The organism is Thioalkalivibrio sp. ALE22 (assembly GCF_000381445.1).
Lineage (GTDB): Bacteria > Pseudomonadota > Gammaproteobacteria > Ectothiorhodospirales > Ectothiorhodospiraceae > Thioalkalivibrio.
Map to the genome: position 1 here is coordinate 221,133 of NZ_KB906500.1, position 25,272 is coordinate 246,404.

Here is a 25,272-nt window from a genome sequence, read left to right on the forward strand (position 1 = left end):
CCGAGCCGGGGTACTCGCGTGCCCCGATCAGTGGCCGTACATGATGTCCACGTCGAGGAAACCGAACAGGACCAGTAGCGCCAGCGCCCAGAGGTAGAAGGAGAAGACCTTCAGGTTGGCGCGGTACAGGAAGAACAACACCATCTTCAGCGACACAATCCCGACCAGCGCGGATACCACAAAGCCCACCGCCAGGGCCGTCCAGTTCAGGTCCCCAAGGCCGTTGCCGTTCAGGACGTCCAGCGACTGCACGGCGGTCGCCGCCAGGATCGTGGGAATCGCGAGGAAAAAGCTGTACTCCGCCGCCCAGCGCCGCTTGAGCCCGGTGAAGAGCGCGAAGACGATCGTCATACCGCTGCGCGAGAGCCCGGGAATCAGCGCGAAACCCTGCGCCACGCCGATGATCGCCGCGATCTTCGGGCTCAATTGGCGCAGGCCCAGCGGGCGCCGCTGCAACCGGTCCGTCCACCACAGCAGCACGCCGGTGAGGCTGAGCGTCCCGGCGATCAGCGTCGGGTGGGCAAACACCTGCTCGAACCCGGCCTTCAGGGTAAAACCCACGACGGCGGTCGCGAACACCGACAACCCGCACAGCAGCGCCAGGCGCAGGAACAGCATCTCGCGCCCCGCGGAGCCCCGGGCGGAGGCCCACTGCCAGCTCTCGCGGGCGATCCCGCCACTCAGCCGCAGCAGGCTCTTGCGGAAGACAAAGACAATCGATACCAGCGTGCCGACGTGCACCACCAGATCGAACAGGATCATCTCAGGGCTTTCCGGAGGCGGCAGTGGCTCGCCCTGACGAATCAGCCAGTGCTGGGTCAGAACCAGGTGGGCGGTCGAGCTGACCGGCAAGAACATGAAGATGCCCTGCACGATCCCGAGCAGGGTGGCGACCCAGACTGTCATGACAGGTTCGGCTCCGTGATCCCGAGGCGGGCCGCAGTATACGCAAACCACCTACCCGGCGTCGGTACCGGCGTCGCACCGCCGGCAAAAGCCCGGCCAGGAGCCTGTCGGATTTGGGCGATCGTCGCGAGCGTGGCGGGAGAGCGAGCCCATTTTTTCGGTCTCTCGAGGCGCATAGTGGGCACTATGTAACGAGAGAGAGCGGAAAAAGGGGCCGTTCTCCTGCGCGCGCAGCAGATCAGTCCCAAATCCGACTGGCTCCTAGACTCGGAACTGGGTCGTCAGACTTCGCAACTGCTCGATGCGCGCCACCAGGGCATCGGTCTCGCTGGCGGTTGCCTCGGCATTGGCCGCCGTCACCTGGGCCCCCTGACTGACCTCCGTGAGGGTGCCATCCACCTCGCGCGCGACCTCCGCCTGCTGTGACACGGCACCAGAGATCTCGTTGTTGAGATGCCGGATCCGCTCGACCGCCGAGCGGATCGACTGCAGGGCCTCGCCGGCACCGGCGGCCTCGTCCACGCCCGTTTCGCCCTTCTCCCGACTGCGCTCCATCGCCCCGGCCGCCGAGCGGGCACCCGCCTGCAGACGCTCGATCATGGCCTGGATCTCGGTCGTCGATTCCTGGGTCCGGGTCGCGAGCGTCCGCACCTCGTCGGCGACCACGGCAAACCCCCGACCCTGCTCGCCCGCGCGGGCCGCCTCGATGGCCGCATTCAGTGCCAGCAGGTTCGTCTGCTCGGCGATCCCGCGGATCACATCGAGCACCGATCCAATCTGGTCCGACTCGGCCTGCAGGCGCGCTACCTGTTCGTTGGCGGTGCCGATCTCGCTGGCCAGCTCGCGCATGGTGCGCACGGTGGTGTCCACCACGCCGGAGCCGGTCCGGGTCTCGGTCTCGGCCTGGTCGGCCGCCTCGGAGGCCGTGCGCGCGTTACGGGCGATCTCCTCGGCCGAGGCCGTCATCTGGTTCATGGCCGTCGCCACCTGGCCCAGCCGCGCCTGTTGCTGCTGCACCTCCTGGTTGGTCTCCTCCGCCACGCGGTGCAGGGTGCCAACCGACTCCCCCAGCTCACGTGCATGCTCCACCATCTCCGAGACCATGCGCTGCAGACGCGCGATGAAGGCGTTGAACAGGCGGGCCAGGCGGTCGATGCCGTCGTTGCGCGGGGCCTCGATGCGCTGGCGCAGATCCCCCTCACCCTCCGAGACCGCACGGAATCGCCCGGCCAGTTCCGCCAGGCGGCGACGGATCATGAACACGAACAGGAAGTACACCACCACGATCACGCCAATCGCCACGCCCAGCATCATCGCGTTGACCTGCCAGGCCGCGACATCCAGCAGCCGGTCCACCGCAGCGGCCACTTCGGCCTCCAGGGCCGGCGTGGTCGCGTGCTCCTGCATGACCTGCTCCAGGGTGGCCTCCATCCCGCCCTTCAGCGTGGCCGTATGCCAGAACACCGCCGCGGCGGCGATCAGGAAGAACACCCCAACGATCGCACTCAATGCGAGCGAGAAACGTCCCGCCAGCGAAAGGCGACTCAGCCACCCACTCTCCTGCTCCATTGCTGCCCCCTGATGCCGGTACACTCCGGCTTTTGTTATCGCTGTAACGACCCACCGGCCCGAAGCTGTAGGCCGATGTGCACCTGTGCTTCACGCGAACGCAACGCATGCGCTTGTGACGCAGGTCCGGACCGATTAAGGTTCTCTGAAATATACGTTCAAGCATATCCTCGATCACCGCGAACCGACGAAACCCTCCTATGCAGCTCACCCGCTATACCGATTTTTCCCTTCGCGTCCTGATGTACCTCACCGTGCAGCCGCGCGAGCAGCGCGTAACCGTCAGCGACATCTCCGAGCAGTTCGCCATCCCCCGCAACCACCTGGTCAAGATCGTGCACCAGCTCGGCCAGAAGGGCTACATCATCACCCGGCGCGGCAAGGGGGGCGGGATCTCGCTCGCCTGCGAACCCGCGGAGATCAACGTCGGCAGCGTAATCCGCGACATGGAGCCGAACCTGAACGTGGTGGACTGCGAGAACCCCGTCTGCCCGATCCTGCCCGCCTGCCAGTTGCGCGGTGTTCTCAACGACGCACGCGACGCCTTCCTCGCCGTGCTCGACCGCTACACCATTGCCGATGTGACCCAGGCGCCCGACTACCTCTACGAGCTCCTGCATCCCGGCAAGAGCGCCTGAACCCCGGTATCCTTCGGCCATGGAACGGCCCGACCCGGCACCCCGAAAACGAACCGCCCTGCACGCGCACACCGGCGCCCGCTGGCTGGCCGTGGCCGTTCCGTGCCTGCTGGCGCTCGCGAGCGCCGACGCACGCCAGGCCTGTCCCGATCCCGGGACCACACCCACCCCCCTCGCCGAACTGCGCGCGGGGACCCTCCCCGAAGGAACGGAGGTGGTCGCGGAAGGCACCGTAACCGGCGTCTTCATGGACACGGACCAGCTGGGGGGCTTCTACCTGCAACAGGGCTCGGCCACCGGGGCCACGGGCCTGTTCGTCTACGCCCCACGAAGGGACCCGGTCGCGGCCGGGCAGCGCCTGCAGGTGCATGGCGCCTTCACCCGCCATCGAGGCCGCCCCCAACTCTCGCAACTGGACGCGGTGGTGACCTGCGCCGACGGCGAACCGCCCGCCCCCGTCGACCTGCGCCTGCCCGACGCGGCCGACCGGCTGGGCGACTTTATCGACCAGCCGGTCCGTTTCCCGCAGCGCCTGACGGTCACCGACAACCGGGACCTCGGCCGCTACGGAAGCATGACGCTGGCCGCCGACGGGCGCCTGACGCACCCGGGCCAGACCGCCCCCGCGGACAGCCCGGGGCGCCAGGACATGAATCGGCGGATCGAACTCGACGACGGGAGCTATCGCGCGAACCCCGACCCGATCCCGTACCTCGACGACCAGGGGACCCGCCGCGCGGGAAGCTCGGTGGAAGGCCTCACCGGCATCCTCACCCACGCCTTCGGCGCGTACCGGATCCACCCCACCGAGCCGGTAGACTGGACCGGCGGCCAGCGTCCCGACCCGGTGCCAACCGCGGATGCGGGTGACCTGCGCATTGCCACCGCGAACATGGAGAATGACTTCGTCACGCTGGGCGAGCGTGGTGCGCAGACCCCGGCCGAGCGCCAACGCCAGACCGCCAAGCTGGATGCCCTGCTGCAGGGCCTGGATGCGGACCTGCTGGGCGCGGTCGAACTGGAAAACGCCGCGGCTGCGCGCGAGACCCTGGTGGCGCGCCTGAACGCCCGCCCCGGGGAGCGTGGCGAATATGCGGCCATCGTTCACCCGGCACCGGGGGACGACGCGATCAAGGTCGGCCTGCTCTACCGACCGGAACGGCTGCGTTTGGTCGACACGGCCGCCGACCGCGATACCGTCCACCACCGCCCCCCGCTGCTGGGCTGGTTCGAAGCGGGCGCTACCGGCGAACATCTCGGTGCCGTGGTCGTACATTTCAAGGCCAAGAGCGGCTGCCCCGACAGCGGCGATATCGACCGTGGCCAGGGCTGCTGGAACCAGCGCCGTACCGCGCAGGCCGAACGCCTCGTCGCCTGGATACGCGAACAGCAAACCGGCGAGTTCGCGGATGCTCCCGTCGTGGTCCTGGGCGATCTCAACGCCTATGCCGCCGAGGACCCCCTGCACGTCCTCCATGCCGCAGGAAAACACGATCTCGTGCACGACGACCCAACTACCGCCCATACCTACGTCTTTCGCGGCCAGGCCGGGCAGCTGGACTACCTGCTGGGGCCCGACACGCTGCGTGAACGAGTCCGGGACGGCGCCACCTGGGCGGTCAACGCCGACGAACCGGAATTCCTCGGATTTGATGGCCGCGCCCCGGCCGACGGGCCCTGGCGCGCCTCGGATCACGATCCGGTCTGGGCCGACCTGTACCTGGACTAGTCGGTGACTGCGGCCACTCAGTCGCGGGCGTCCGGTTCCGCAGGCACGGCGGCCTCCGCCTCGGCCGCCGACACGTTGTCGACAATCCGTACCGGCAACGGCCCGCCCAGGCTGCCCAGGGTCCTCTGCGGAAACGGGATGTCGATACCGGCCTCGTCCAGTGCCGCCTTCACCCCCTCGTGCATGGAGTTACGCAGGTCCAGGAATTTCTCCCGCCGCGCCCAGACCGAGAGCTGGATCTTCAACGCGGAGTCGCCGTACTCGAGGAAGATGAACAACGGCTTGGGCTCCTCCAGACAGACCGGGTTGCCCTCGGCGACCCCCATCAGCACGTCGCGCAACTGCTTGAGATCGGTGTGATAGGCGACCCCGATCTGCATGTCGAGCCGACGGATCGGGAACCGACTGAGGTTGGTCAGCTGGGACTTCACCAGGCTCTCGTTGGGCACCCGGACCATCAGGTTGTCGAAGGTCCGCAGCTTCACCGAGAGCGGATCGATGGACAGCACCTCGCCGGTGGCATCCCCCACCTTGATCACATCCCCGACAGAGAACGGCCGCTCACCGATCAGGAACAGCCCGGAGATCAGGTTGGAGGCGGAGGTCTGCGAGGCAAAGCCCAGCGCCACCGTGAGGATCCCGGCCGCACCCAGCAGCACGGTCAGGTCGAAGCCCAGCTCGCGCAGGGCCGAGGCCAGCACCAGGAGCACGATTACATAGAAGCTGATGCGCCGGGTCAGCATCACCTGCTGGGCATCGAGCTTGTCTTCCAGCACCCGCGCCAGCCCGCGCGACACCAGACGCGCGACCAGCAGACCCACCAGCAGATAAACCGCCGCGCGGACGGCCGCGAGGAACGCCTCGCTGGTGACGAAGGCCTGCGCGGCCTGTAGCCATTCATTCATCGTGTGCGTCGCCCCCTACTGAAACAGGGCGCTGAACGCCCGCACCATCAAATGCCGTCCGCCGGCCTCGCGGGGCTCGGCGATACGCTGCGCCCCCGTCGCGGCCCCGGGCGGCCCCGGGTCGATCTTCATCGCCGCCATGTCACGGTCCTCCTCGCGCTCCATGCGCACGGCCGGGGTCCACAGCCGATGGTGGCGATCGGCATACACCGGCAGTCGCGGCACCGGCAGGTTCACGCGCTCCAGGAACAGGGCATCGTCCGCCTTGTTGGCGATGGTCAGCGGCGTCACCACACGATGCGGCCGTTCCGGCACATCGGCCAGGTCCAGGCGCGCCTGGGTCCGGGTCGCGTAGCACAGCTCGCCATTCACGGTATTGGGGCCGAACCAGGTATCGGAAGGCGTATACACCGGGAATTCCTGCACCCGCGCCGCCCCCAGGTGCAGCTGCACCCAGGCCGGCGAACTGAGGTACAGGGTGACCTGCCCATGGGCCGGCACGTAGAACGGATTCTGCGGGCGGCTCACCATCGGACGATCGGCCAGGGCCACGCGCAGTTCCGGCTCGGCATCGGCCGGGGCCCCGGCAAACCGCAGCAGGTCCCGGGCACCGGCGGGAAAGGGTTCAGTGCAGGGGACGTCGATCGCCAGGGTCGCGTCCGCCGCGTCGCGCGGTCGTTCCATCACCATCTGCCATTCCTGCGCCCCATGCAGGAGCCACAGGTCCAGCGGACCGATGGACCAGCGACCGTGCGCGCCCGAGGCCAGCGGCCGGCGCCCCCACCAGGTCGCGGGATCGGTACGCGTTGTCGAGGTCTCCGCCATCATCCCGTCCTTGCCATGCACCGCCTCACTGTAAACCAGAAACGGACGCCCGGGAGACGGCGCCGCGCGTTCCCCGCTCAGAAAAGGTCCAGCTGCCCCTCCTCGCGTCTCCGCCGCGGGCGTGCCGGCGGCACGAACTGGCTGCAGTCCAGCTCCACCAAGCGGCCACCCAGGCCCGCCCGCCGCCGGGCCAGCCGGAAGCGCTGGCGCAGCAGCTCGGCATACGCCCCCGCCCCGCGCATGCGGTGCCCGAAGGTCGCGTCATACAGCTTGCCACCATGGGCCTCACGCAGGCGCTGCAGCACATGGTCTGCCTTGAGCGGGTGGTGATGGCGCAACCAGTCCTCGAACAGCGGCGCCACCTCGCGTGGCAGACGCAGCAGCACATAGCCGGCAGCCACCGCCCCGGCGGCCGCACCCGCCTCCAGCAAAGACTCCACCTCGCCATCCGTCAGCACCGGGATCAGGGGCGCCACCAGAAGGCTCACGGGCACGCCCGCCGCGCTCAGCCGTTGGATGGTCTGGAAACGCCGTTGCGGAGCCGCGGCGCGCGGCTCCAGGTGCCGCGACAGGTTGCGGTCCAGCGTCGTCACCGATACGGCGACCTGGACCAGCCCGCGCTCGGCCATCGGGCCCAGCAGATCCAGATCGCGCTCCACCAGGGCCGACTTGGTCACGATCGACACCGGATGCCCGGTCTCCGCCAGGACCTCCAGCAGCTGCCGCGTAATCCGCCAGTCCCGTTCCACGGGTTGATAGGCATCGGTGTTGATACCCAGCGCAAGGGGCGTCACACGGTGGGACGGGCGGGCCAGCTCGCGCCGCAGGCATTCGGCCGCGCCCACCTTGGCAAACAGCCGGCTCTCGAAGTCGAGGCCCGGGGACAACCCGACGTAGGCATGCGCCGGGCGGGCGAAGCAGTAGGCACAGCCGTGTTCACAGCCCCGATACGGGTTCAGCGAAAGCTCGAAGGGCACATCCGGCGACTGGTTCCATGACAGCACGCGGCGTGGATGCTCGACGGTCACCTCCGTACGCAGTGGCGGCGGCGCCTCGCCATCGCCTTCCCAGCCATCATCGAAGGGTTCGCTCCGGGTGGGCTCGAAGCGGGCATGCGGGTCTAGGGAGACGCTGATTGAATCGCACGTCCGCGTTGGCGCCCCCTGTTTTCCGAGACAAGGCGCGTCGTGCAGCGGGTAGTGGTTCTACCCGCAAGCGGTGCAACGCAGGATCGGGGAACAGGGGGCACCAACCCCACAAGCCATTGAAAGCAGGGGCTCGGCCGCTTTTGCGCGCGCACGGCGTTGCGGCTCCCTTGTGCAGAACGACTGCACGGCGGTCACCGCGCCTTGTTCGCACGCAAAAGCGACTTGAGCGCGGACGCGCGATTCAATCAGCGTCTCCCTAGGGTCGCCCCGCGCCCCCGTGCAAGCCCCCTCGTGGGACCGCAGCGCTCGGTCATCGGGCCGACCCGTCCATGCGCTCGCACAGCTGGCGAAAGTAGCCGGACTCCGACACCATCGCCCGGCCTTCGCCGCTCTGGTTCAGCCGGTCCAGCAGGAGCCGCAGGCGCCGCGCGGCGTGCTGCCGGGAGGCCTCGTCATCCGCCGCCTGCAGCAGGGCCTCCGCCGATGCGATCTCGCCCCGGATCCGCACCGCCTCCGGCACATAGCCGGCATTCTTCAGCACGCGATAGGCCATGCGCAGCTCTTCCAGCACCGCGCGGTCATCGTCCAGCTCCAGCGGCCGGCCAGCCCCCGGGAGGTCGTCGAACGCCCCGCGACGCGCCGCATCCGCCAGTTTCGCCTCGATTTGTGCCTCATTAAGCAGCATCGCTCGCCCCGTCAACCGCATCCGTTATGCCGGCCGAACCCGACCTGTTGAGGACCGAACGGGTTTACCGTAAGGTCCGCCTCACCCGCACAACACGACCAGCGCACGGACCCCGATGGCAGCCACTTCGCGAGACAACCCGTCGGCGTCCGCCGTGCGTTCCCTCGCGCCGGCCCGCGAGGCCCTGCGCGCGGACCCGCGCTTCGACACCTACCTGACTCGGCAGATCCCGGTGCTGGTGGCATTATCGCTGCTGCCCGGGCTCGGGTATATCCTGCTGGGCGCCCTGCACGATGCGCTTGTCGCGGCCGCCTCCTGGTACGCGGTGATGTTTGCCGCCTCGCTCTGGGGAGTCCAGCTTTTCTGGCGGTACCACCGATCGCCGCTGTCACCGGAGCAGCGCAGCCGCTGGCGCCTGCGGCTGACTCTCTTTCTTTATCTCTACCTGGCGCTGTGGACCTGGATCTTTCTGGTCTTCGTGCGCCTCGATGCCCAGAACCTGCACTACATCGCCATCTTCACGCAGATCGGCGCCACCACGGTCGTCGCGGCCTTGCTCTACCCAGCCCCGTGGGTCTTCCGCCCGTTGATCCCGGCCATGATGGTGCCGCTGGCCGGCTACTTCCTGCTGATCGGTGACTGGTATGGCTACGTGCTGGCCGCCTTCTCCGCGACCCTGGCCCTGGTGCTGTACTACGCCGCCAGCAGCAGCTTCGGGCTTCTGCGCGACAGCCTGTATCAGGCCTCGCACGACGCCCTCACCGGGCTCAACAACCGCGCCGCCTTCATCGAGCACCTCGAGCAGAGCCTCGAGGTGCTGCAGCATCATCGCCAGCATTCGTTTCTGCTGCTGATCGACCTGGATCATTTCAAGACGGTCAACGACCTTCTGGGCCACGACATCGGCGACGAGTTGCTGAAGTCCGTGACCCGCGACTTCGCCAACACCCTGCCGCCGGGCCACCATCTCGCCCGTCTGGGCGGCGACGAGTTCGTGATCGTCGCCCCCGGAAAGGAAGACCGGCATACCTGCGAACGGGCGGCCCGGCGCCTGGCGCACTCGCTGCTGCGGGTGGTCAAGACGCCCTACATCATCCGCAATCATCATCTGCATGTCAGTGCCAGTATTGGCATCCGCCTGATCGAGCCGCACGCGGGGATCGACTCGCACCAGCTGGTCCGCGAGGCCGACATCGCCATGTACGAGGTGAAGGATCGCGGGCGCGACGGCGTGGTCGTTTTCAGCGACGAACTGTCGCAAGCGGTGGAACGGCACCTGCAGATCGAGCGCTGCCTGCATTTCGCGCTGCAGAACCGGGAGATCGAGGTGCTCTTCCAGCCGCAGCTCGACCGCGACGGCCGCATCCGCAGCGCCGAAAGCCTGATCCGCTGGAACAGCGCCGAACTGGGCCCGATTTCCCCCGCGGAATTCATCCCGATCGCCGAGCAGACCGGCTTCATCAGCGAACTGGGCGACACCGTGATCGCTCGGGCCTTCCAGACCCTGCGCAACTGGGATCGCGCCGGCTTCCACCTGGAACAGCTCGCGATCAACATCAGCCCGCGCCAGCTGGTGCACCTGAACTTCGTGCAGCGCATGCAGGAGCTGATCGCGCGCCACCTGGGCCGTGAACACGCGCATCGCATCACACTGGAGATTACCGAACACGTCGTCGCCGAGGATACCGACCGCGTCGTGTACATCATGCAGGCCCTGCGCGACATGGGCCTGCGCTTCTCGATCGACGACTTCGGCACCGGGTTCTCGTCACTGAGCTACCTGAAGCGCCTGCCGTTCGACGAACTCAAGATCGATCGCAGCTTCGTGCGTCAGGTCGACCACGACCCCGGTGATCAGGCGATGGTGCGGACCATATGCGACATCGCCCGGCAGTTCGAGCTGGAAGTCGTCGCGGAGGGGGTCGAGACCGAGGCCCAGCATCAGTGGCTGGCCACGCACAGCAATCTGCGCTTCCAGGGCTACCTGTTCGCCCGCCCCATGGACGCCGGCGCCTTTCTCGACTATTGCCAGGGAATCCCGGCACCGAGCCGCGCGGTGGCGCCGTCGACCGGAAGGTAGCGGCCCGGGATCAGGCGCCGCCGGTCGCGGCCGGCACCACCCAGAGCGTGAGCGACAGCAGGATCGCCGTCAGGCTTACCCCGATGATCGGCAGCATCATCACCCCGGCCAGCGCCTCGCGCCGAAACAGGCGCACGGCCATCCCGCCCAGCGTCAGCGTCCACCCGATCGCGACAAAGAACGCCAGGGCGTTGAGCTCCGCGCGCCACAGCAGGATGAGCGCCACCGGCAGCCCGAGATTCAGGATCACGACCCCCATCTCCTGGCTCCCCGCCGCCCGTCCGGCGGACAGGGCATAGGCGTACGCGGCCCAGACCATCAGCAGGCCGAAGCCGAGCGCACCCGCCGCGGGCGAACTGAGCGGGGCCCGCAGGATGGCCGCCCCGGCCGGTTCCAGCCCGACCCCCAGCGCAATGATCAGCAGCGCCACCCCCAGGCTGATGGCCAGCCAGAACCACAGGGTTCCGCGTTGCACATTCGGTTCCGTCATATCCTGGTCCTCGTCCTGTCGGTGGCTGCCTGACCTGCTGACCGCGCGCGTCCTTCAGGGTTCGCGTTGTCCGATCGCACCCTGGATACAGCCCGGCCCCTGATTACCGGGCCAGCTGCCAGGCAATGGTCTCGCCCGCGCGCAGCGGTACACCCGGGTCATGCCCGAAGAGTACTGCCTCGGGCACGGTCCAGGGTGAGCGTTCCAGCGTCAGGGTGTCGGTGTTGCGCGGCAGTTTGTAGAAATCGGGCCCGAAATGGCTGGCGAATCCCTCCAGACGATCCAGCGCATCCGCGGCGGCAAAGGCCTCCGCATACAGCTCGATGGCCGCATGCGCGGAATAGATTCCCGCGCAGCCACAGGCCGACTCCTTCGCGTGGCGCGGATGCGGCGCGCTGTCCGTGCCCAGGAAAAAGCGCGGATGGCCGCTGGTCGCGGCCTCCACCAGTGCCTTGCGATGGCGCTCGCGCTTGAGGATCGGCAGGCAGAAGTGATGCGGGCGCATCCCGCCGGCAAACAGCGCATTGCGGTTGTAGAGCAGATGCTGGGGCGTGAAGGTGGACGCGACATTGGCCGGCCCGTCCTGGATGAACTGCACGGCCGACTCGGTCGTGATGTGCTCCAGCACCACGCGCAGCTCCGGAAAGTCGCGGATCAAGGGCTCCAGGTGGCGCTCGATGAACACCGCCTCGCGATCGAAGATGTCCACGTCCGGATCCGTCACCTCGCCGTGGATCAACAGCGGCAGATCCACCCGCTGCATGGCCTCGAACACCGGGTAGCAGCGGCGGATATCCGTCACCCCGCTGGCCGCGTTGGTCGTGGCCCCGGCCGGGTACAGCTTCACCCCGTGCACAAAGCCGGAGGCCTTTGCCGCGTCGATCATGCCCGGGGTCGTGCCCTCGGTCAGATAGAGCGTCATCAGGGGGTCGAAATCGGCCTCCTCCGGCAACGCCGCCAGGATGCGGTCGCGGTACTCCGCCGCAGCCTCCAGCGTGGTCACCGGCGGCTTCAGGTTGGGCATGATGATCGCGCGCCGGAAGCGGCGCGCGGTATCCGGCAGCACCGACGCCAGCACATCGCCATCCCGCAGGTGCAGGTGCCAGTCGTCCGGTCGGGTCAGGGTCAGGCGGTTCATCCGTAGTTCCCTTCGCAGGGGCCCGCACGGTACGGGCCCGTCACAGTCATCAGTTATCAGGATAGCGCGGAGCGCAAGTCGGTCTCGGACCAGCCCTCCACCAGTAACGTCTTGTTACGCGAGTTCGCGCCTGCCACCACCCGCACAGCCGACTTCGGGCATGCCAGTTTCGCTGCCAGCAGCTCGATCACGGCCGCATTGGCGCGGCCCTTCTCCGGAGGCGCCTGGACCTGCAGCTTGAGGGTCTCCCCCATCCAGCCGGCCACCGCGTTGCGCTTGCTGCCCGGAGCGACCTTCACCTTCAGCCGCGCCATGCGAAACACTGAGCCATGTATACGCTCTACTCGGCGGGCCGCGTCGCCATGTAGGCACTGAACACGCCCAACTGCACATCCCGCTGTACGTCGTCGAACCCGACCGCGCGCAGGGTGTCCTGGATCTCTTCCGGCGGCACGCACTGGTCGATGGTGTCCCAGAAATAGCGCATCAACAGGTGGCCGTCGGGATCGCGGGTCAACACCTTGCCGACGAACGGCACGAAGTCCCGGAAATAGAAACGCGCCAGCGCGAACTGGCGCCGGGTCCGTGGCCGCGAGACCTCCAGGATGGTGCAGCGACCGCCCGGCTTGAGCACGCGGAAATACTCGCTGAACAGTTCATGCAGATCCCGCACATGGCGCAGCCCGTAACCCATGTACAGGCGGTCGAACTGGCGGTCCGGCAGCGGCATCTGCTCGCCGAGGCTCTGGACGAAGGTCGCGTCCATCTTGGTGCGGGCGATGTCCATCATGCCCCGGCTCGGATCCACGCAGGTCAGATGGTCGTCGCCCACCACCTTCCGGATCTCCTGCGCGACCGGCCCCGTCCCGGTCGCCACATCCAGGACGTTCATCCCGGCCTTCAGGCCGGACTTCTTCAGCACGAAGCGGCGATAGGCCTGCCCCGTCCCGAAAAAACCGACCCGCAGGATGCGGTCATAGTACGGGGCCGTCCGGTCGAACAGGTCGTCGACGTAGGCGCGGCGGCTGCCCTCGTCCCCGTAGTAGTCCTTCAGGACCGGGTGCGGCTTCTTGGTCGTTGGCTGCATTGCGTATTCTCCCAGGCAGGGGACCAGGGGCCGACCAGACACGGCGGCCGACCCGATCCGGCGTCAGTTCATCATGGCATTGCGAGCGCCTCGCACAGGCGCTCCGAGTACTGTCCCTCGATCTCCACCAGCAATTCCTCGCGACAGATGTCGCCATGCAGCAGAAGCCAGGGGATGTGGTGACCCAGGCGCGCACGCAGGTGGTTCTCCGCGGCGGGCGCATCCTCGGCGTGGCGCAGATAGACCTTGAGCAGCGAGAGCGCCTGCGGCGTTTCCGCTCGCACCGGGTGGTGGGTGGAGGCCTGCTCCAGCAAAGCCCCGATATTGCGCAGGCTCTCGTCAATCTGCGCCTCGAGATCCCCCACATGGCGGCTTTCATGGCCCACGATGCTGGCCGTGCCCGAAATGAACAGCTCGGCGGCCTGCGGGCCCGGCTGCCAGAGGCTGGCGCGGGCAAACGAGGGGCTGCGCGGCCCGTACTGCCGGGGGTAGCGGTAGGCACTGACCTGGCGCGGATTCTCGATGCGCGCCGCGGGCTCGCGCGTCGCAATGAAGTAGATCAGCAGGCCGTCGGAGTGCGTGCCGATCGCCGTGGCCGCCGGCAGGACGCGCTCGTACTCCGGCAAGGCCTCGAAGACCTGCGCACGCCCGCTGCAGAACCCGCGATAGCGCTCCTGCCCGTCGACCGGATCATTGATGGCCGGGAGGTAGTTCCAGACCCGCATCAGGTGGTCAAAGCCCAGCGCCCGACAACCGGACAGGATCTCGCGGTAGGCGCGTTCCGTCAGCGGTTCCGGGTCCGCGCGGGCATCCAGCGGCGCGTGCCAGCAACCCACCAGGCAGTCGCGGCCGCGCAGGTAGGTCAACGAGCCGTCTGCCCCTGTCTCCCCGCGTACGCCGTCCCGCAGCGACCAGCACTCCACCCAGTCCGTATCGCGGCCCAGCGGCTCCAGCCCCACGTGGATCTCCAGGCGTCCGGGCTTGCGCTCGACACCACTGGTGCGACCAAAACGAATCACCACGGACGCCGAGGCGCCGTCCGGATCCTGTGCTCGACGGTAGGTGACCGTCAGCGGGGCTTTGTCAGCGGATTCCATCATTCGGTGGGAGCGGGAGGCGCATCGCCTCTCCATCGGCATCCATTCCGGCCAGAACAGCGGCGCAGTCTACCAATCTCCCGCGCTGGAGACACGGTCTCCTGGCGGGCCGGGGCCCGCCAGAATGTCGCAGGGCTTCCGTCAGGGCTCGTCAAGCTCGATACCCGCCTCGGTCAGAAATGCCCGCAGGCCTTCGAGGTAGGCATCCCCGGTGGCCAGAAAGGCCTCGTTATGGCCGCCTTCCATTTCCAGCAGTCGGACCTGCCCGGCGGCCGCGTACAGCCGTTCGGCATGGGCAAACGGCACGATCTCGTCGTCCACGCTGTGGGCCAGCAGCAGCGGCGCGGTGATGGCCTCGATGCGGCTCAGGGTGTCGTATTCGTGGCGCAACAGGGCCCGCACCGGCAGCCACGGATAGTGGCGCGCTCCGAGATCCGCGGCCGAGGTAAAGGCCGATTCCAGGATCACCGCGCCCGGCTCCACCCCGGTGGCCAGATCCGCCGCCACCGCCGCCCCCAGGGAACGCCCGAACACCACGACCGAGTCGGGGGCGATCGAGCGCGCTTCCGTCAGGTACTCCCAGGCGGCGCGGGCATCCGCGTAGGTGCCCGCCTCGTCCGGGCGGCCCGCGCTGCGGCCATAGCCGCGGTAGTCGATAATCAGGACGGCAAGCCCCAGTTCATGGAAGAGCTGCAGGGAGTGCAGTCGATGGCTGATATTGCCGGCATTGCCATGCAGAAACAGCAAGACCGGCGACTCCTCGCCCTGCGGCGACGGCACGAACCAGCCATGCAGCCGCACCCCGTCCGCAGTCACCAGTTCGACGTCTTCGTAGTCCAGTCCAATGCGTTCCGGCGTGCCGGTCAGGTTGCTGGAAGGCATGTAGACCAGACGGTCCTGGGTCACGAAGATCAACCCGGTCATCAGGGCGTATCCGAGCCCCGCGAGTCCCAGGATCTTGAACAGATTGGCCATATCCCGATCCTGACCGCCCAGTCGCCCCTGTGCAAGGCAAACACCGAGCGTGTGAAGCGCTCTCGCCCGTGCGCCCGGACCGGTACAATGCCCGCGAACGATCTGGCTGAAACGACCCTACCCCATGCGCCATTCGCTGCTTACCAATACGGATCTGCAGGGCCTCGACCGCGATGCGCTGCTGCGCCACTTCGCGGGCAGCCAGCCGCTGGACGATTCCACCGGCCAGCAACTGGCCGAGGCACTGGACCTGGCGCTGGAGGCGGTCGAGGCCGCCGGGCTCGAATCCCACCCGCTGGACGTGGCCGAGATCCTGCGCCACCTCAACGTGGACCGCCAGACGCTGATCGCAACCCTGCTGGTACCCGTCTATCTGGCCTCCCGGATCACCCCGGCCCGGATCGAAACGGACTTTGGTGCGGCTATCGCGCGTCTCACCACCAACGTCGCGGCCCTGGTGCGGCGCCGTTTCGAGGCGCCGGCGGGCCGGCCGGAACAGGCCGAGCGCCTGCGCCGCATGCTGATGGCGATGGTCGACGACGTGCGTGCCGTGCTGATCAAACTGGCGTTCCGCGTGCAGCACCTGCGCCTGCTGGTACGCGAGCCGGATGACAGCGCCCGCGCCCTCGCGCAGGAGACCCTGGACGTCATCGCGCCCCTGGCCAACCGCCTGGGCGTCGGCCAGCTCAAGTGGGAGATGGAAGACCTCGCCCTGCGCATCCTGGAACCGGAGACCTATCGCGAGATCGCCAGAGGCCTGGAAGAAAACCGCACGGAAAGAGAGACCTATGTAGAAGCGTTTGCGCAGACTCTTAAGGACCGCTTGCGCGCCGAAGGCATCGAGGCACGGGTCTTCGGGCGGCCCAAGCACATCTACAGCATCTGGAAGAAGATGCAGCGCAAGCGGACCTCACTGTCCGAGTTGTACGATCTGCGCGCCACCCGCGTGATCGTCGACCAGCTGGCGACCTGCTACACCGTACTTGGCATCGTCCACAACGACTGGCGCCACCTGCCCAGCGAATTCGACGACTACATCGCCAACCCCAAGGACAACGGCTACCAGTCACTGCACACGGCCGTGGTCGGACCTGAGGGCAAGGTGGTGGAGGTGCAGATCCGTACCCGCGAGATGGACGACTTCGCCGAGCTGGGGGTCGCCGCCCACTGGCGCTACAAGGAAGGCGGGCGCGAGGACCAGGCTCTCAACCGCGCCATCAACAGCCTGCGCCAGCTGCTGGAGGCCGCCGACAACAACGATCAGAACCTGCTCGACGAGATCCAGAGCGAACCCCTGCACCAGCGCGTGTTCGTGCTTACCCCCCAGGGCGAAGTACTGGATCTCTCCCTGGGCGCGACGCCGCTGGACTTCGCCTACGCCGTCCATACCGAGGTCGGCCACCGCTGCCGTGGCGCCAAGGTGGACGGGCACATCGTGCCGCTCACCTACAAGCTGAAGTCGGGCGAGCGCGTCGAAGTCCTGACCACTCGCGAGGGCGGCCCCAGCCGCGACTGGCTGAACCCCAATCTCGGCTACCTGAACACCGCCCGCGCCCGCTCCAAGGTCCGCACCTGGTTCCGCCAGCAGCACCAGGACGAACACCTGGCCACCGGCAAGCACCTGTTCGATCGCGAATGCCAGCGTCTCGGCTGCGGACAGGACCTCGACCGCGGCGCCCTCGCCGAGGCCATGAAGTACCAGACCTTCGACGAGCTGCTGGTCGCGCTGGGTGCCGGCGACATCACCACGGCCCAGATCGCCGGGCGCATCTCCCAGCAGATGCGCGAGACGCGCGGTCGGGAAAAGCCCGCCGCGGCGCCGGCGCCCCAGCGCCCGCGGCGCCATGACGGCGAGGCCAAAGAGGACGACATCAAGATCCGCGGCGTCGGCGGCCTGCTGACCACCCGGGCGCGCTGCTGCAACCCGCAGCCCGGGGACCCCATCATCGGCTTCATCACCCGCGGTGCCGGCGTCTCCGTCCACCGCAGCGACTGCGTGAACATCCTGCGCATGCCGGAGGAAAAGCGCGGCCGCCTGATCCCGGTCTCCTGGGGCGAAGAACCGGAACGCGAGGCCATCACCCTGGAGGTGGACGCCCATGACCGCCCCGGCCTGCTCGGCGAGGTCGGCAACGCCTTCTCCGAATGCGGCATCAATCTCCTGCGCGTGAACACCCAGACCAACCGCGAGGACCGCAGCGTGCGCATGGAACTGGAAGCCGAATACAGCGACCTCGGCGAACTCAGCAACCTCTTCGACCGCCTCCAGGCCCTCGGCAGCATCCAGACCGTCCGCCGCCTCCCACCCGCGGCCTCCACGTAGACATGTAGGAGCCCAGCCCTCTGGGCGATCCGGGCCTGTCCAGTGCCGCATCGCCGAGAGGGCTCGGCTCCTACAGGAGATACGGAACAGGCTTCTGCCCTAACCCTCGGGATGCCCCCGACCGGTGCGCATGGAATATCGGCGGGTGGTCTCGTAGGCGTTGGTGCCCTTGCGACCGGATTTCAGTTCGCGGATCTGCTGCGCGACCTCGGTGCGGCGCTGGGCCAGCTCCTGTACCGAGCTTTCATAGAAGCGGCCAAGCTCCTCGAGCGCGGCACGCAATGCCGCCCCGGAGTCATCGCGAAGCGGCACCGGCTCCGGGCCGAAGGCCCGTTCAACCAGGCTGCGCGCCTGCCGATCCAGCTCCTGGAGCTCTTCCCAGTCCTCTTCAGCCACCGCGCGCGCCATGTGGGTGCGGATCGCCTCGACGGCATCTTCGAGCGTGGCTTCCGAACCGGCCCCACTGTTCGAAGTGGCGGGACCGCTCATGGGTAAAGGCCGGACTCAAAAACCGCGCAAAGAGCCATGCAAGGCCTTCCGCTAGCCTGCCCGGCGCTGGTCAGCCGGGATCTCGTCCCAGCCCGCCTTGATCTCGCGCAGCAGCTTGGCCACCTCGTCCAGAGCCGCGGGGTCATTCTGGGCGTTCGCCTCCAGCAGACGACGGCTCATGTATTCGTACAGGGCATCCAGGTTCCCGGCCAGTTCGGCATTGTGCTTGTGGTCCAGCACGGCCCGCAGCGACTCGACGATATCGATCGCCTTGCCGATCTTCTCGCCCTTCAGGCCCACGTTACCCTGCTGCATCGCACCCTTGGCCACGGCAATCCGCTCCAGTGCGCCCTCGAAAAGCATCTGGATCAGCCGGTACGGGTCCGCTACCTGGGCCTCGGCCAGCGCGCCCGACTGCCGGTACTGGTTCACCGCTCGATTCATGCCCGGTCCGTACATGCGTTGCTCTCCGTTATCCGTTCGCCCCAGCGGCGCGACTATCGACGAGAATTGTTCTGGGCCAGCGGCATATTCGCCAGCTGCCCCATCAGAAAATCGCCCGTGCTCTGCATCTGCGCCACGGCACTGTCCATCCGCGAGAACTGCCCGATCAGGCGCTGTTCCATACGTTCGAGACGGACCTCGAGGTCCTCGCGCTGCTGCCCAATCCGCTCCAGGTCATTGCGCAGCCCGTCCGTACGCGCATTGATCAAACCTTCCGGCCCAATAAAGCTGTTGGTGACCTCCTGCATCCGGCCACCAACCTCGCGCACGATCTCGGTGACGCGATCGAAGCCGTCGGTCTCCATCGCCCGGTCGAAACGCGCGCCGTCGAACGAGAGCGTCCCGTCGCGGTTGGAGACGATCCCCAGCTCCGCGAGGGTCTGGGCATTGGCATCCGGCACTTGGGCCGGCTGGATCAGGGCATTGCCGAGGCGGCTGCGAATCCCCCGTACCGTGCTGTCCCCCGTCAGAACCGATCCCTCCTCCGAGTCCGGATTGAACGAGGTCAGCTCACGGGTCTGGCCAACCAGGGCGTTATACGATTCGACAAAACCCTGCAGGGCCTCGCGCAGCTGGTCCTGGTCTTCGCTCACCGAAACGGTCACCGGCGACGCGGACGTCCCCTGCAGCTCGATGCTCAGGCCCTCGATCGTGTCGTCCAGCGTGTTCGTCGGGCTGGTCACGGTCAGACCGTTGATCACGGCCACCGCATCGCGGGCCTCTTGCGTGGTTTCCAGGTTGTCGCTGGCCAGGCGGCCGAGACCCTCGTTGGTCGCCGCCGTGTCCCCGTTCACCGCGACCGAGATCGTGTTATCGGCCCCTGTCTCCGTCGCATTCAGGACCAGGCGCGCGCCACTGCCGTCATTCACGATGGAGGCCGTGACACCGCCCCCGGCCTCGTTGATCGCATTGCGCACGTCCCGCAGGGTATCGCCTTCTTCCACGTCGATGGTGATGGCGTTCCCGCCGCCCACGCTGATCTCCAACTGACCGGCACCCACCTCGGCATCCCCGTCGGCGAACTGCCCCGCCGCGGTGGCCACGCTTTGCGCCTGCGCCAGCTGATCCACCTGCAGCGAGAAATTGCCATTCGCCGCCGTGCCGTCGGACGTCACGCTGGCCACACTGGAATCCGACACCTCTGCGGACTGGGACAACTCGAATCCAGCCAGCTGGCCCAGACTCCCACCCAGCTGCTCCACGCCGTTCGTAAGATTGCCGAATGCCGAGATCTGCGCCTCGATCCGACCTTCCCGGCGATCGAACCGCTGCTCCTTCGGGACGCGTTCGGCATTGATCAGGTCGCCCACGATCTGATTCAGATCCAGCCCCGAACCGACACCCAGTGAACTAATGGCCATGGTCTTTCTGCTCCTCGGCGCCCGGCGTCCCGGACCCTTTGCACGTGCGATATATCTATTTACGACAGCCTAGCCCAAAACTTGAGCCCCCCGCAGGAAAACCGCCTCAAAATCGGCATACCGCGCCCCGACTTGATCCCTCGGAAAATCCCGTCGTTGCGAGCGAAGCGAAGCAATCTCCAGAACCTGGCACATAGCCGACACTCGCACCTGCCACAATCACCCCCAACCCCCAGCCCCGTCATCCCGGAAACTGCAAAGCAGTTATCCGGGATCTCCCACGCCTGGCGAATCCCGCCGCTTGGGATAGTCCCGTCTCCAGAGATACCGGCTCTACGCTCCGCTTCGGCCGGGATGACATAGGGGGCGCACGGTCGAGAAGGAATGAGGCAGCCACACCCAGACGCCGGAACCAAAAAAGCCGGACCCGCTGCCGGGCCCGGCTCAACACAACATCACGCTTGTAGGTGTAACAACAGCCCTCAGGCCTTATCCGCGAGCCCCGTACCGCCGAGCTCCTGCTCGGTCTGGAACTGTTCCACCAGGGCCAGCACGGCCTCCGGCGGGATCTGGCGGATCACCTCTTCGCGTTCTCCGTCCATCACCGTGATCACCGTTCGGCCACTACTGTCGTCCACACTGAACTCCAGCGCCCGCTTGGTGGATTGCAGGTAGGAATTGATCGACTCGACCACCTGATTGACCTCATCCATATCCATGGCCTCGATCGCCGGTCCGGTGGAGCCACGAGCCGAAGATTCCGTGCTAATGCCCGTACGCGCAACGGCCTCCGGCCGCCCCTCGCCACGAACAAAACCCGCACCGGGACCCGGGACCTTGGCCCCCTCCCCCCCGCGCGGGTTCACTGCCACCAGCGGTGATGTGATATTGCCGATTCCATCACTCATATCGCTGTCCTCTTCAGAAGGGGAGGATGGCGCCCTCGCCATCCTCCCTCAACCAGAAGCCCGAGTGATCGAGCTTACTGCAGCAGGGCCAGCACGTTCTGCGGAACGGCGTTGGCCTGCGACAGCACCGAGGTACCCGCCTGCTGCAGCACCTGGGCGCGGGTCAGCTCGGCGGTCTCGGCCGCGAAGTCCGCATCCTGGATCCGCGAACGGGCGGCGGACAGGTTCTCCGACGAGATCTCCAAGTTGGAGATCGTGTTCTCGAATCGTACCTGTACGGCACCAAGCTCCGCACGCAGCCCATTGACCTGATCCAGGGCAAAGTCGACCACGCGCAACGTGTCTGTCGCACCTTCTCGGCTCAACACGTCAATGTCATTCATCGAGAGGGATTCCTGATCAGCCACATCATCGCTTAACCCCAGCGCTGCGAAATCTTCACCACCGATGAGAATATCCCCACCAATCTCCCTGGAGAGTTCGATGCCGCGCAGGATGGAACCGGAGTCACCGTCCCCAAGGCCCTCGACATCCAGAGCGCCACCACCAGTCACCGACATCTGGATATCCGAGTTCGATTCCAGGGTCAGATCGTTACCATCAAAATCCGCGCGCACGCCGGTTTGAGACGAGAGGTCGTTGATCTTTGCGGCGATCTCTTCCGCACCATCACCATTTGCAATCGCGATGTTGACGCCATTGATGTTCAATGTGCCGTCATCATCCGCGGCTGTCACCGCCAAAGTAGCTTCTGCGGTGGGGGCCAGAGAGGCGCGAACTCCGGAATCTGCCGAAGCATCGTTGATACGGTTCACCACCTGTGCGAGCGACGTGGCGTCCGCGTCAAGATCGGTCAGGTCGATGCCAACGCCCTGCAGCGAAAGAGAATCCCCACCCAGATCAGAAAGGACCAGACCGTCGGTAAAGTCTCCCAGCAGTGCCGCCGCGCCGTCAGCCACCTGAGCCCCGAGCTGCGAGCCCTGAGCATTCACTCCTTCTACGCTGATCGTCTGGTTGCGATTGGCCCCAACCTGAAATACCAGCTCTTCCAACGTGCCGTTCAGGATGTCCTGACCATTGAACTGGGTGGAATCGGCCACTCGATTGATTTCGGCGACCAGCTGCGAAACTTCGTTATTCAGTGCCTGGCGATCCTGAGAGGAGTTCGAGTCGTTACCGGCCTGCACCGCCAACTCACGAATACGCTGAAGGTTGTCTCCAATCGTGCCCAGCGCACCTTCCGCCGTCTGCGAGAAGGAGATGCCATCGTTGGCGTTACGCACGGCCTGGTTCAGGCCGCGGATCTGGGTGGTAAAACGCTCGGAAATGGCCAGACCGGCCGCGTCGTCCTTGGCGCTGTTGATACGCAGGCCCGAGGACAGACGCTCCAGGCTCTGAGCCAGCGCACCCTGGGAATTGCCCAGATTACGCTGCGCGTTCAGGGAAAGAACGTTGGTGTTGATTACTTGGGACATGATCGCTCTCCTGTAGAGTCGTTCGTCACCGCCTCGGGCGGTTCTGGTGAACGGGACGATCCCCGCTCTCAGGACCCTTAACGACCTCCCCCACAGAACCTTTAGCCCATCCTCCAAATTTTTTTCACCGCGGGCGGCAAATCGTTGCCGCCCGCGCCGCATGCGCCCTCCAACCCGCCACAGCCACGCCATCATCCGTACCAAACACCCCGCCGTCACCCCAGCCGCAGCGCAGCGGAGAGCCGGGACCTCCAGACGCCGGACCAGCCCCCAACCGACGGGCGGCCCGCACCGCAGAGATCCCGGATAACCGCTGCACCGTTTCCGGGATGACGGTTCTGTGGCAGAAAGTTACGGAAACGGGGAGCACGGGACGGCCACCCCAGGGTGGCGACCACATCTGCTGGGAGAACGCTGGGTGGATATCGTCGTGCACCCACGCAGGGCGCCGCACCGCCCCATCGATACGCATGCCGACCCCACGGGTGGCGCTCTGTGACCGTCACGACGCCACCGCAGCGGCTCGCGCGGCTGATTAATCTGATGGATCGTGAGGACGAGTACCTGATCGGCGTTTCAGAGGCTTTGTACACAGGCCCCGGAACTCAACCTTGGCTCCGCACCACCCACGCAACGCGATAGCCCCCACCGCCGGTCCCGCTCCTGTAGGAGCCCAGCCCCCTGGGCGATTTCCTTAATCAATGCCAGATGTCCGACCCGATCGCCCAGAGGGCTGGCCTCCTACAAGTGTTGCCCCGACAACGGGGGCTCAGATCAGCCAGGTGGTGCCGATGCGGTGCTCGGGTGTGGCGCCGGGGATCAGGTCCATCAGGGCCCAGCCGAAGATGAGGGTGATGAAGGCGCCGCAGAAGACGGTGGCCACGAACAGGCCGATGCGGTTGCCGCGGCGCAGCCCGAGGATGCCACGCAGCGACCAGTACAGCAGCCACAGCGAATACAGGATCAGCAGCAGGCTGATGCCGTTGCCCCACGGCCAGGGAAAGGCGGCGGCGACCTTGGCGACCCAGGCCGGGAGCAGGCCGATACTGACCGCCAGCATGGCCCGGTCCGGGTCCCCGCGCCCCTGGAAGAGTTCGCCCAGGTAGTGCGCGGACCACGCCAGGCCCAGCACACCGATACTCATGGCGAGCACGCTGTAGACGCCAAACCCCCATACCCCGGGCATCGCCTCGGCCGGCAGTCCGGTGGGAATGATCTGGTACAGGACCTGGCTGATCACCACGCTGAGCAGCAGGACCGGTAAGACAAGTCGCAGGAAGGTCTGCCACCAGGGCGGCGCCTGCTCGATCGCCTGCGCGTCACGCACCGCGCCCAGAGGGTTGATGAGCGCACGCGACGTCCAGCGCAGTGGGTTGAATTGGCCGCTCACGGTCATTTCGAGAGTATGTGGCAAAAACATGACCATCACATGACACACCGACACACTCATCGCTGGTGGCATAAATGATACCATTTCGACATGAAGGTGGTCTTCGATACCAACGTCTTCGTCGGCGCCTGTATGGGCATCGGCCCGGCGAATCAAGCCATCCGTGCTTGTATCGAAGGGCGCGTGACGCCCGTTATGGGCACTGCCTTGTTCCGGGAGTACGAGGATGTGCTGGGTCGCTCGGAGCTTTTTGAAGGGAGCCTGCTAGAGACCGCCGAACGGGAACGGTTGCTGGATATTTTCGCCGCGCGGTGCATGTGGTCACGAATCTACTTTGGATGGCGACCCAACCTCCGTGATGAAGGCGATAATCACCTGATTGAACTCGCGGTAGCGGCCGGCTGCCAGATGATTGTGACGCGCAACCAACGCGATTTTGTCCAGATGGACCTGCAGTTTCCGGAGATTCGTATCCTCGATCCCGCCGAACTGCTGAAGGAGATCCGCACATGACGGCTTTAACCGTACGTTTGCCTGATGAGAAGTACGAACGGCTGAAGGCGCTGGCGCGCGAACGCGGGACCAGCGTGAACCGCCTTGTGGACGAGATGGCCACGTTGATGATTGCTGAACACGATGCGGAAACTCGTTTCCGAGTGCGCGCCCAGCGTGGTCAGGGCCGGGAACAGGAAGGTCTGGCACTGCTGGACAAGGCGATGGGAGGGGCCTCGCCGGATTGAGGGCTAATAAAGTCCGAGCGCCAGCACGAGGATGACCAGCACGGAGGTCTCCACCAGCTCCAGCGTGGCGCCGGCAGTATCGCCGGTGAAGCCGCCCAGCCAGTGTTTCAGGAGGCGGGTGGCGCCCCACAGCAGCGCCCCGGCGGCGATCAGACCCGGGATCACGCCCCACAGCCCCGACACCAGCCCCAGCACCAGTACCAGCAGGGCAGCGACACCAACGGTGCCCTTGGCGGCCCTGTGTGGCAGGTGTTGTGCCATCTCCGCGCCCAGCCCCACCGGGTTCACGTAGGGAGTGGTCAGAAACAGCACCGGCGGCACCAGGCGCGCCAGCACGATGGCGAGCAGGACGGCAATCCACGCACCGGCTTCCACCACGGCCACCAGTGCCGTGCCCTTCAGCGCCAGTATCAGGATCAGCGCGGCGACAGCCATGGGACCGCAGGCCGGGTCCTTCATGATCCCGCGGGCGCGCTCCGGATGGCGTTGCCCCCCGACCCAGGCATCCACCGTGTCCGCCAGACCGTCCAGGTGCAGTGCGCCCGTCAGGGCCACCCAGAATGTCAGCACCAATGCCGCGACAAGGAGCGTCGGCGCGCCGGGAATGGCGGACAGCCCGATGCCGACGATCACCACGATCAGGCCCAGGATGAGCCCGACCAGCGGATAGGTCAGTACCGAACGCCCCAAATCCTCGGGGCGCGGCTCCAGCGCGGGGGTCGGCAGGCGTGTGAGGAACTGGATAGCCAGCCAGAGGGGCGTCATCACGGGGTTCATACACCCCCTCCGCCATCCCGACCTGTAGGAGGC

General features: G+C 66.6%; 25 protein-coding genes. 6 read left to right on the top strand and 19 right to left on the bottom strand.

The window, feature by feature from the left end; all coding sequences use genetic code 11:
• Positions 1-27: 27 nt before the first annotated feature.
• Both F793_RS0102715 and F793_RS0102720 read right to left on the bottom strand, forming a co-directional pair.
• Complete coding sequence (locus F793_RS0102715) at positions 28-906, bottom strand: undecaprenyl-diphosphate phosphatase (RefSeq protein ID WP_018866359.1); 879 nt, start codon at positions 904-906, stop codon at positions 28-30.
• A 261-nt stretch (positions 907-1,167) separates the two neighbouring features.
• Positions 1,168-2,475, bottom strand: coding sequence for a methyl-accepting chemotaxis protein (locus tag F793_RS0102720; RefSeq protein WP_018882065.1), 1,308 nt, complete (start codon positions 2,473-2,475; stop codon positions 1,168-1,170).
• A 200-nt stretch (positions 2,476-2,675) separates the two neighbouring features.
• Between F793_RS0102720 and F793_RS0102725 the strand changes: the two genes are divergently transcribed.
• Both F793_RS0102725 and F793_RS0102730 read left to right on the top strand, forming a co-directional pair.
• On the top strand, positions 2,676-3,113 hold the full coding sequence (locus F793_RS0102725) for an Rrf2 family transcriptional regulator (RefSeq protein ID WP_018875514.1): 438 nt from the start codon (positions 2,676-2,678) through the stop codon (positions 3,111-3,113).
• A gap of 19 nt (positions 3,114-3,132) precedes the next feature.
• The gene (locus F793_RS0102730) at positions 3,133-4,842 is read left to right on the top strand and encodes an ExeM/NucH family extracellular endonuclease (RefSeq protein WP_018882064.1); all 1,710 of its coding nucleotides are present in this window, start codon (positions 3,133-3,135) and stop codon (positions 4,840-4,842) included.
• A gap of 17 nt (positions 4,843-4,859) precedes the next feature.
• Here the strand turns inward: F793_RS0102730 and F793_RS0102735 are convergent, their stop codons facing one another.
• The 4 genes from F793_RS0102735 to F793_RS0102750 form a co-directional block, all read right to left on the bottom strand.
• A complete protein-coding gene (locus F793_RS0102735; protein WP_018866363.1) occupies positions 4,860-5,747 on the bottom strand; it encodes a mechanosensitive ion channel family protein in 888 nt (295 codons plus the stop codon).
• A gap of 15 nt (positions 5,748-5,762) precedes the next feature.
• A complete protein-coding gene (locus tag F793_RS0102740; protein ID WP_018866364.1) occupies positions 5,763-6,572 on the bottom strand; it encodes a hypothetical protein in 810 nt (269 codons plus the stop codon).
• Positions 6,573-6,649: 77 nt separating this feature from the next.
• Positions 6,650-7,708 carry a PA0069 family radical SAM protein gene (locus tag F793_RS0102745; protein WP_026280840.1) on the bottom strand — a complete coding sequence of 353 codons (1,059 nt, stop codon included), beginning with the start codon at positions 7,706-7,708 and terminating at the stop codon, positions 6,650-6,652.
• Positions 7,709-8,030: 322 nt separating this feature from the next.
• Positions 8,031-8,405: a DUF1992 domain-containing protein gene (locus F793_RS0102750; RefSeq protein ID WP_018882062.1), complete on the bottom strand. Its 375-nt coding sequence runs from the start codon at positions 8,403-8,405 to the stop codon at positions 8,031-8,033.
• Between the two features lie 115 nt (positions 8,406-8,520).
• Here F793_RS0102750 and F793_RS0102755 point away from each other — a divergent pair, with 115 nt between their 5' ends.
• Complete coding sequence (locus F793_RS0102755; RefSeq protein ID WP_018882061.1) at positions 8,521-10,485, top strand: bifunctional diguanylate cyclase/phosphodiesterase; 1,965 nt, start codon at positions 8,521-8,523, stop codon at positions 10,483-10,485.
• Positions 10,486-10,495: 10 nt separating this feature from the next.
• On the opposite strand, the gene F793_RS0102760 is transcribed toward F793_RS0102755, so the two are convergent.
• The 6 genes from F793_RS0102760 to F793_RS0102785 all read right to left on the bottom strand — a co-directional run bounded on the left by F793_RS0102760 (position 10,496) and on the right by F793_RS0102785 (position 15,272).
• Positions 10,496-10,975 carry a hypothetical protein gene (locus F793_RS0102760; protein WP_018866368.1) on the bottom strand — a complete coding sequence of 160 codons (480 nt, stop codon included), beginning with the start codon at positions 10,973-10,975 and terminating at the stop codon, positions 10,496-10,498.
• Positions 10,976-11,078: 103 nt separating this feature from the next.
• Entirely contained in the window at positions 11,079-12,113 is a 1,035-nt protein-coding gene (gene pyrC / locus F793_RS0102765) for a dihydroorotase (RefSeq protein WP_018882060.1), read from the bottom strand.
• Positions 12,114-12,169: 56 nt separating this feature from the next.
• Positions 12,170-12,427 (bottom strand): DUF167 domain-containing protein, encoded by a 258-nt coding sequence (locus F793_RS0102770; protein WP_018875521.1) that lies wholly within the window; start codon positions 12,425-12,427, stop codon positions 12,170-12,172.
• A gap of 26 nt (positions 12,428-12,453) precedes the next feature.
• Positions 12,454-13,200 carry a class I SAM-dependent methyltransferase gene (locus F793_RS0102775; RefSeq protein ID WP_018882059.1) on the bottom strand — a complete coding sequence of 249 codons (747 nt, stop codon included), beginning with the start codon at positions 13,198-13,200 and terminating at the stop codon, positions 12,454-12,456.
• Between the two features lie 71 nt (positions 13,201-13,271).
• Complete coding sequence (locus F793_RS0102780; protein WP_018882058.1) at positions 13,272-14,300, bottom strand: hypothetical protein; 1,029 nt, start codon at positions 14,298-14,300, stop codon at positions 13,272-13,274.
• 138 nt (positions 14,301-14,438) lie between these two features.
• Positions 14,439-15,272, bottom strand: a complete 834-nt coding sequence (locus F793_RS0102785) for an alpha/beta hydrolase (protein ID WP_018882057.1) — start codon at positions 15,270-15,272, stop codon at positions 14,439-14,441.
• Between the two features lie 124 nt (positions 15,273-15,396).
• On the opposite strand from F793_RS0102785, the gene F793_RS0102790 reads away from it, so the two are divergent.
• The gene (locus F793_RS0102790) at positions 15,397-17,595 is read left to right on the top strand and encodes a bifunctional (p)ppGpp synthetase/guanosine-3',5'-bis(diphosphate) 3'-pyrophosphohydrolase (RefSeq protein WP_018882056.1); all 2,199 of its coding nucleotides are present in this window, start codon (positions 15,397-15,399) and stop codon (positions 17,593-17,595) included.
• 99 nt (positions 17,596-17,694) lie between these two features.
• Here F793_RS0102790 and F793_RS0102795 read toward each other — a convergent pair whose 3' ends face one another.
• The 6 genes from F793_RS0102795 to F793_RS0102820 form a co-directional block, all read right to left on the bottom strand.
• Positions 17,695-18,084, bottom strand: a complete 390-nt coding sequence (locus tag F793_RS0102795) for a flagellar protein FliT (protein WP_018882055.1) — start codon at positions 18,082-18,084, stop codon at positions 17,695-17,697.
• Positions 18,085-18,135: 51 nt separating this feature from the next.
• Positions 18,136-18,543: a flagellar export chaperone FliS gene (gene fliS, locus F793_RS0102800; RefSeq protein WP_018866376.1), complete on the bottom strand. Its 408-nt coding sequence runs from the start codon at positions 18,541-18,543 to the stop codon at positions 18,136-18,138.
• Between the two features lie 38 nt (positions 18,544-18,581).
• Complete coding sequence (gene fliD / locus F793_RS0102805) at positions 18,582-19,949, bottom strand: flagellar filament capping protein FliD (protein WP_018882054.1); 1,368 nt, start codon at positions 19,947-19,949, stop codon at positions 18,582-18,584.
• A gap of 482 nt (positions 19,950-20,431) precedes the next feature.
• On the bottom strand, positions 20,432-20,668 hold the full coding sequence (locus F793_RS0102810; RefSeq protein ID WP_018866945.1) for a flagellar protein FlaG: 237 nt from the start codon (positions 20,666-20,668) through the stop codon (positions 20,432-20,434).
• Positions 20,669-20,931: 263 nt separating this feature from the next.
• On the bottom strand, positions 20,932-22,332 hold the full coding sequence (locus F793_RS0102815; protein ID WP_018882053.1) for a flagellin: 1,401 nt from the start codon (positions 22,330-22,332) through the stop codon (positions 20,932-20,934).
• Between the two features lie 769 nt (positions 22,333-23,101).
• Positions 23,102-23,728 (bottom strand): YIP1 family protein, encoded by a 627-nt coding sequence (locus tag F793_RS0102820; RefSeq protein ID WP_018882052.1) that lies wholly within the window; start codon positions 23,726-23,728, stop codon positions 23,102-23,104.
• 84 nt (positions 23,729-23,812) lie between these two features.
• Between F793_RS0102820 and F793_RS0102825 the strand changes: the two genes are divergently transcribed.
• Both F793_RS0102825 and F793_RS0102830 read left to right on the top strand, forming a co-directional pair.
• Positions 23,813-24,235 carry a putative toxin-antitoxin system toxin component, PIN family gene (locus tag F793_RS0102825; protein WP_018866949.1) on the top strand — a complete coding sequence of 141 codons (423 nt, stop codon included), beginning with the start codon at positions 23,813-23,815 and terminating at the stop codon, positions 24,233-24,235.
• 17 nt (positions 24,236-24,252) lie between these two features.
• A complete protein-coding gene (locus tag F793_RS0102830) occupies positions 24,253-24,462 on the top strand; it encodes a hypothetical protein (RefSeq protein WP_018882051.1) in 210 nt (69 codons plus the stop codon).
• Positions 24,463-24,465: 3 nt separating this feature from the next.
• Here F793_RS0102830 and cobS read toward each other — a convergent pair whose 3' ends face one another.
• A complete protein-coding gene (gene cobS / locus F793_RS0102835; RefSeq protein ID WP_018882050.1) occupies positions 24,466-25,239 on the bottom strand; it encodes an adenosylcobinamide-GDP ribazoletransferase in 774 nt (257 codons plus the stop codon).
• Between the last annotated feature and the right edge of the window lie 33 nt (positions 25,240-25,272).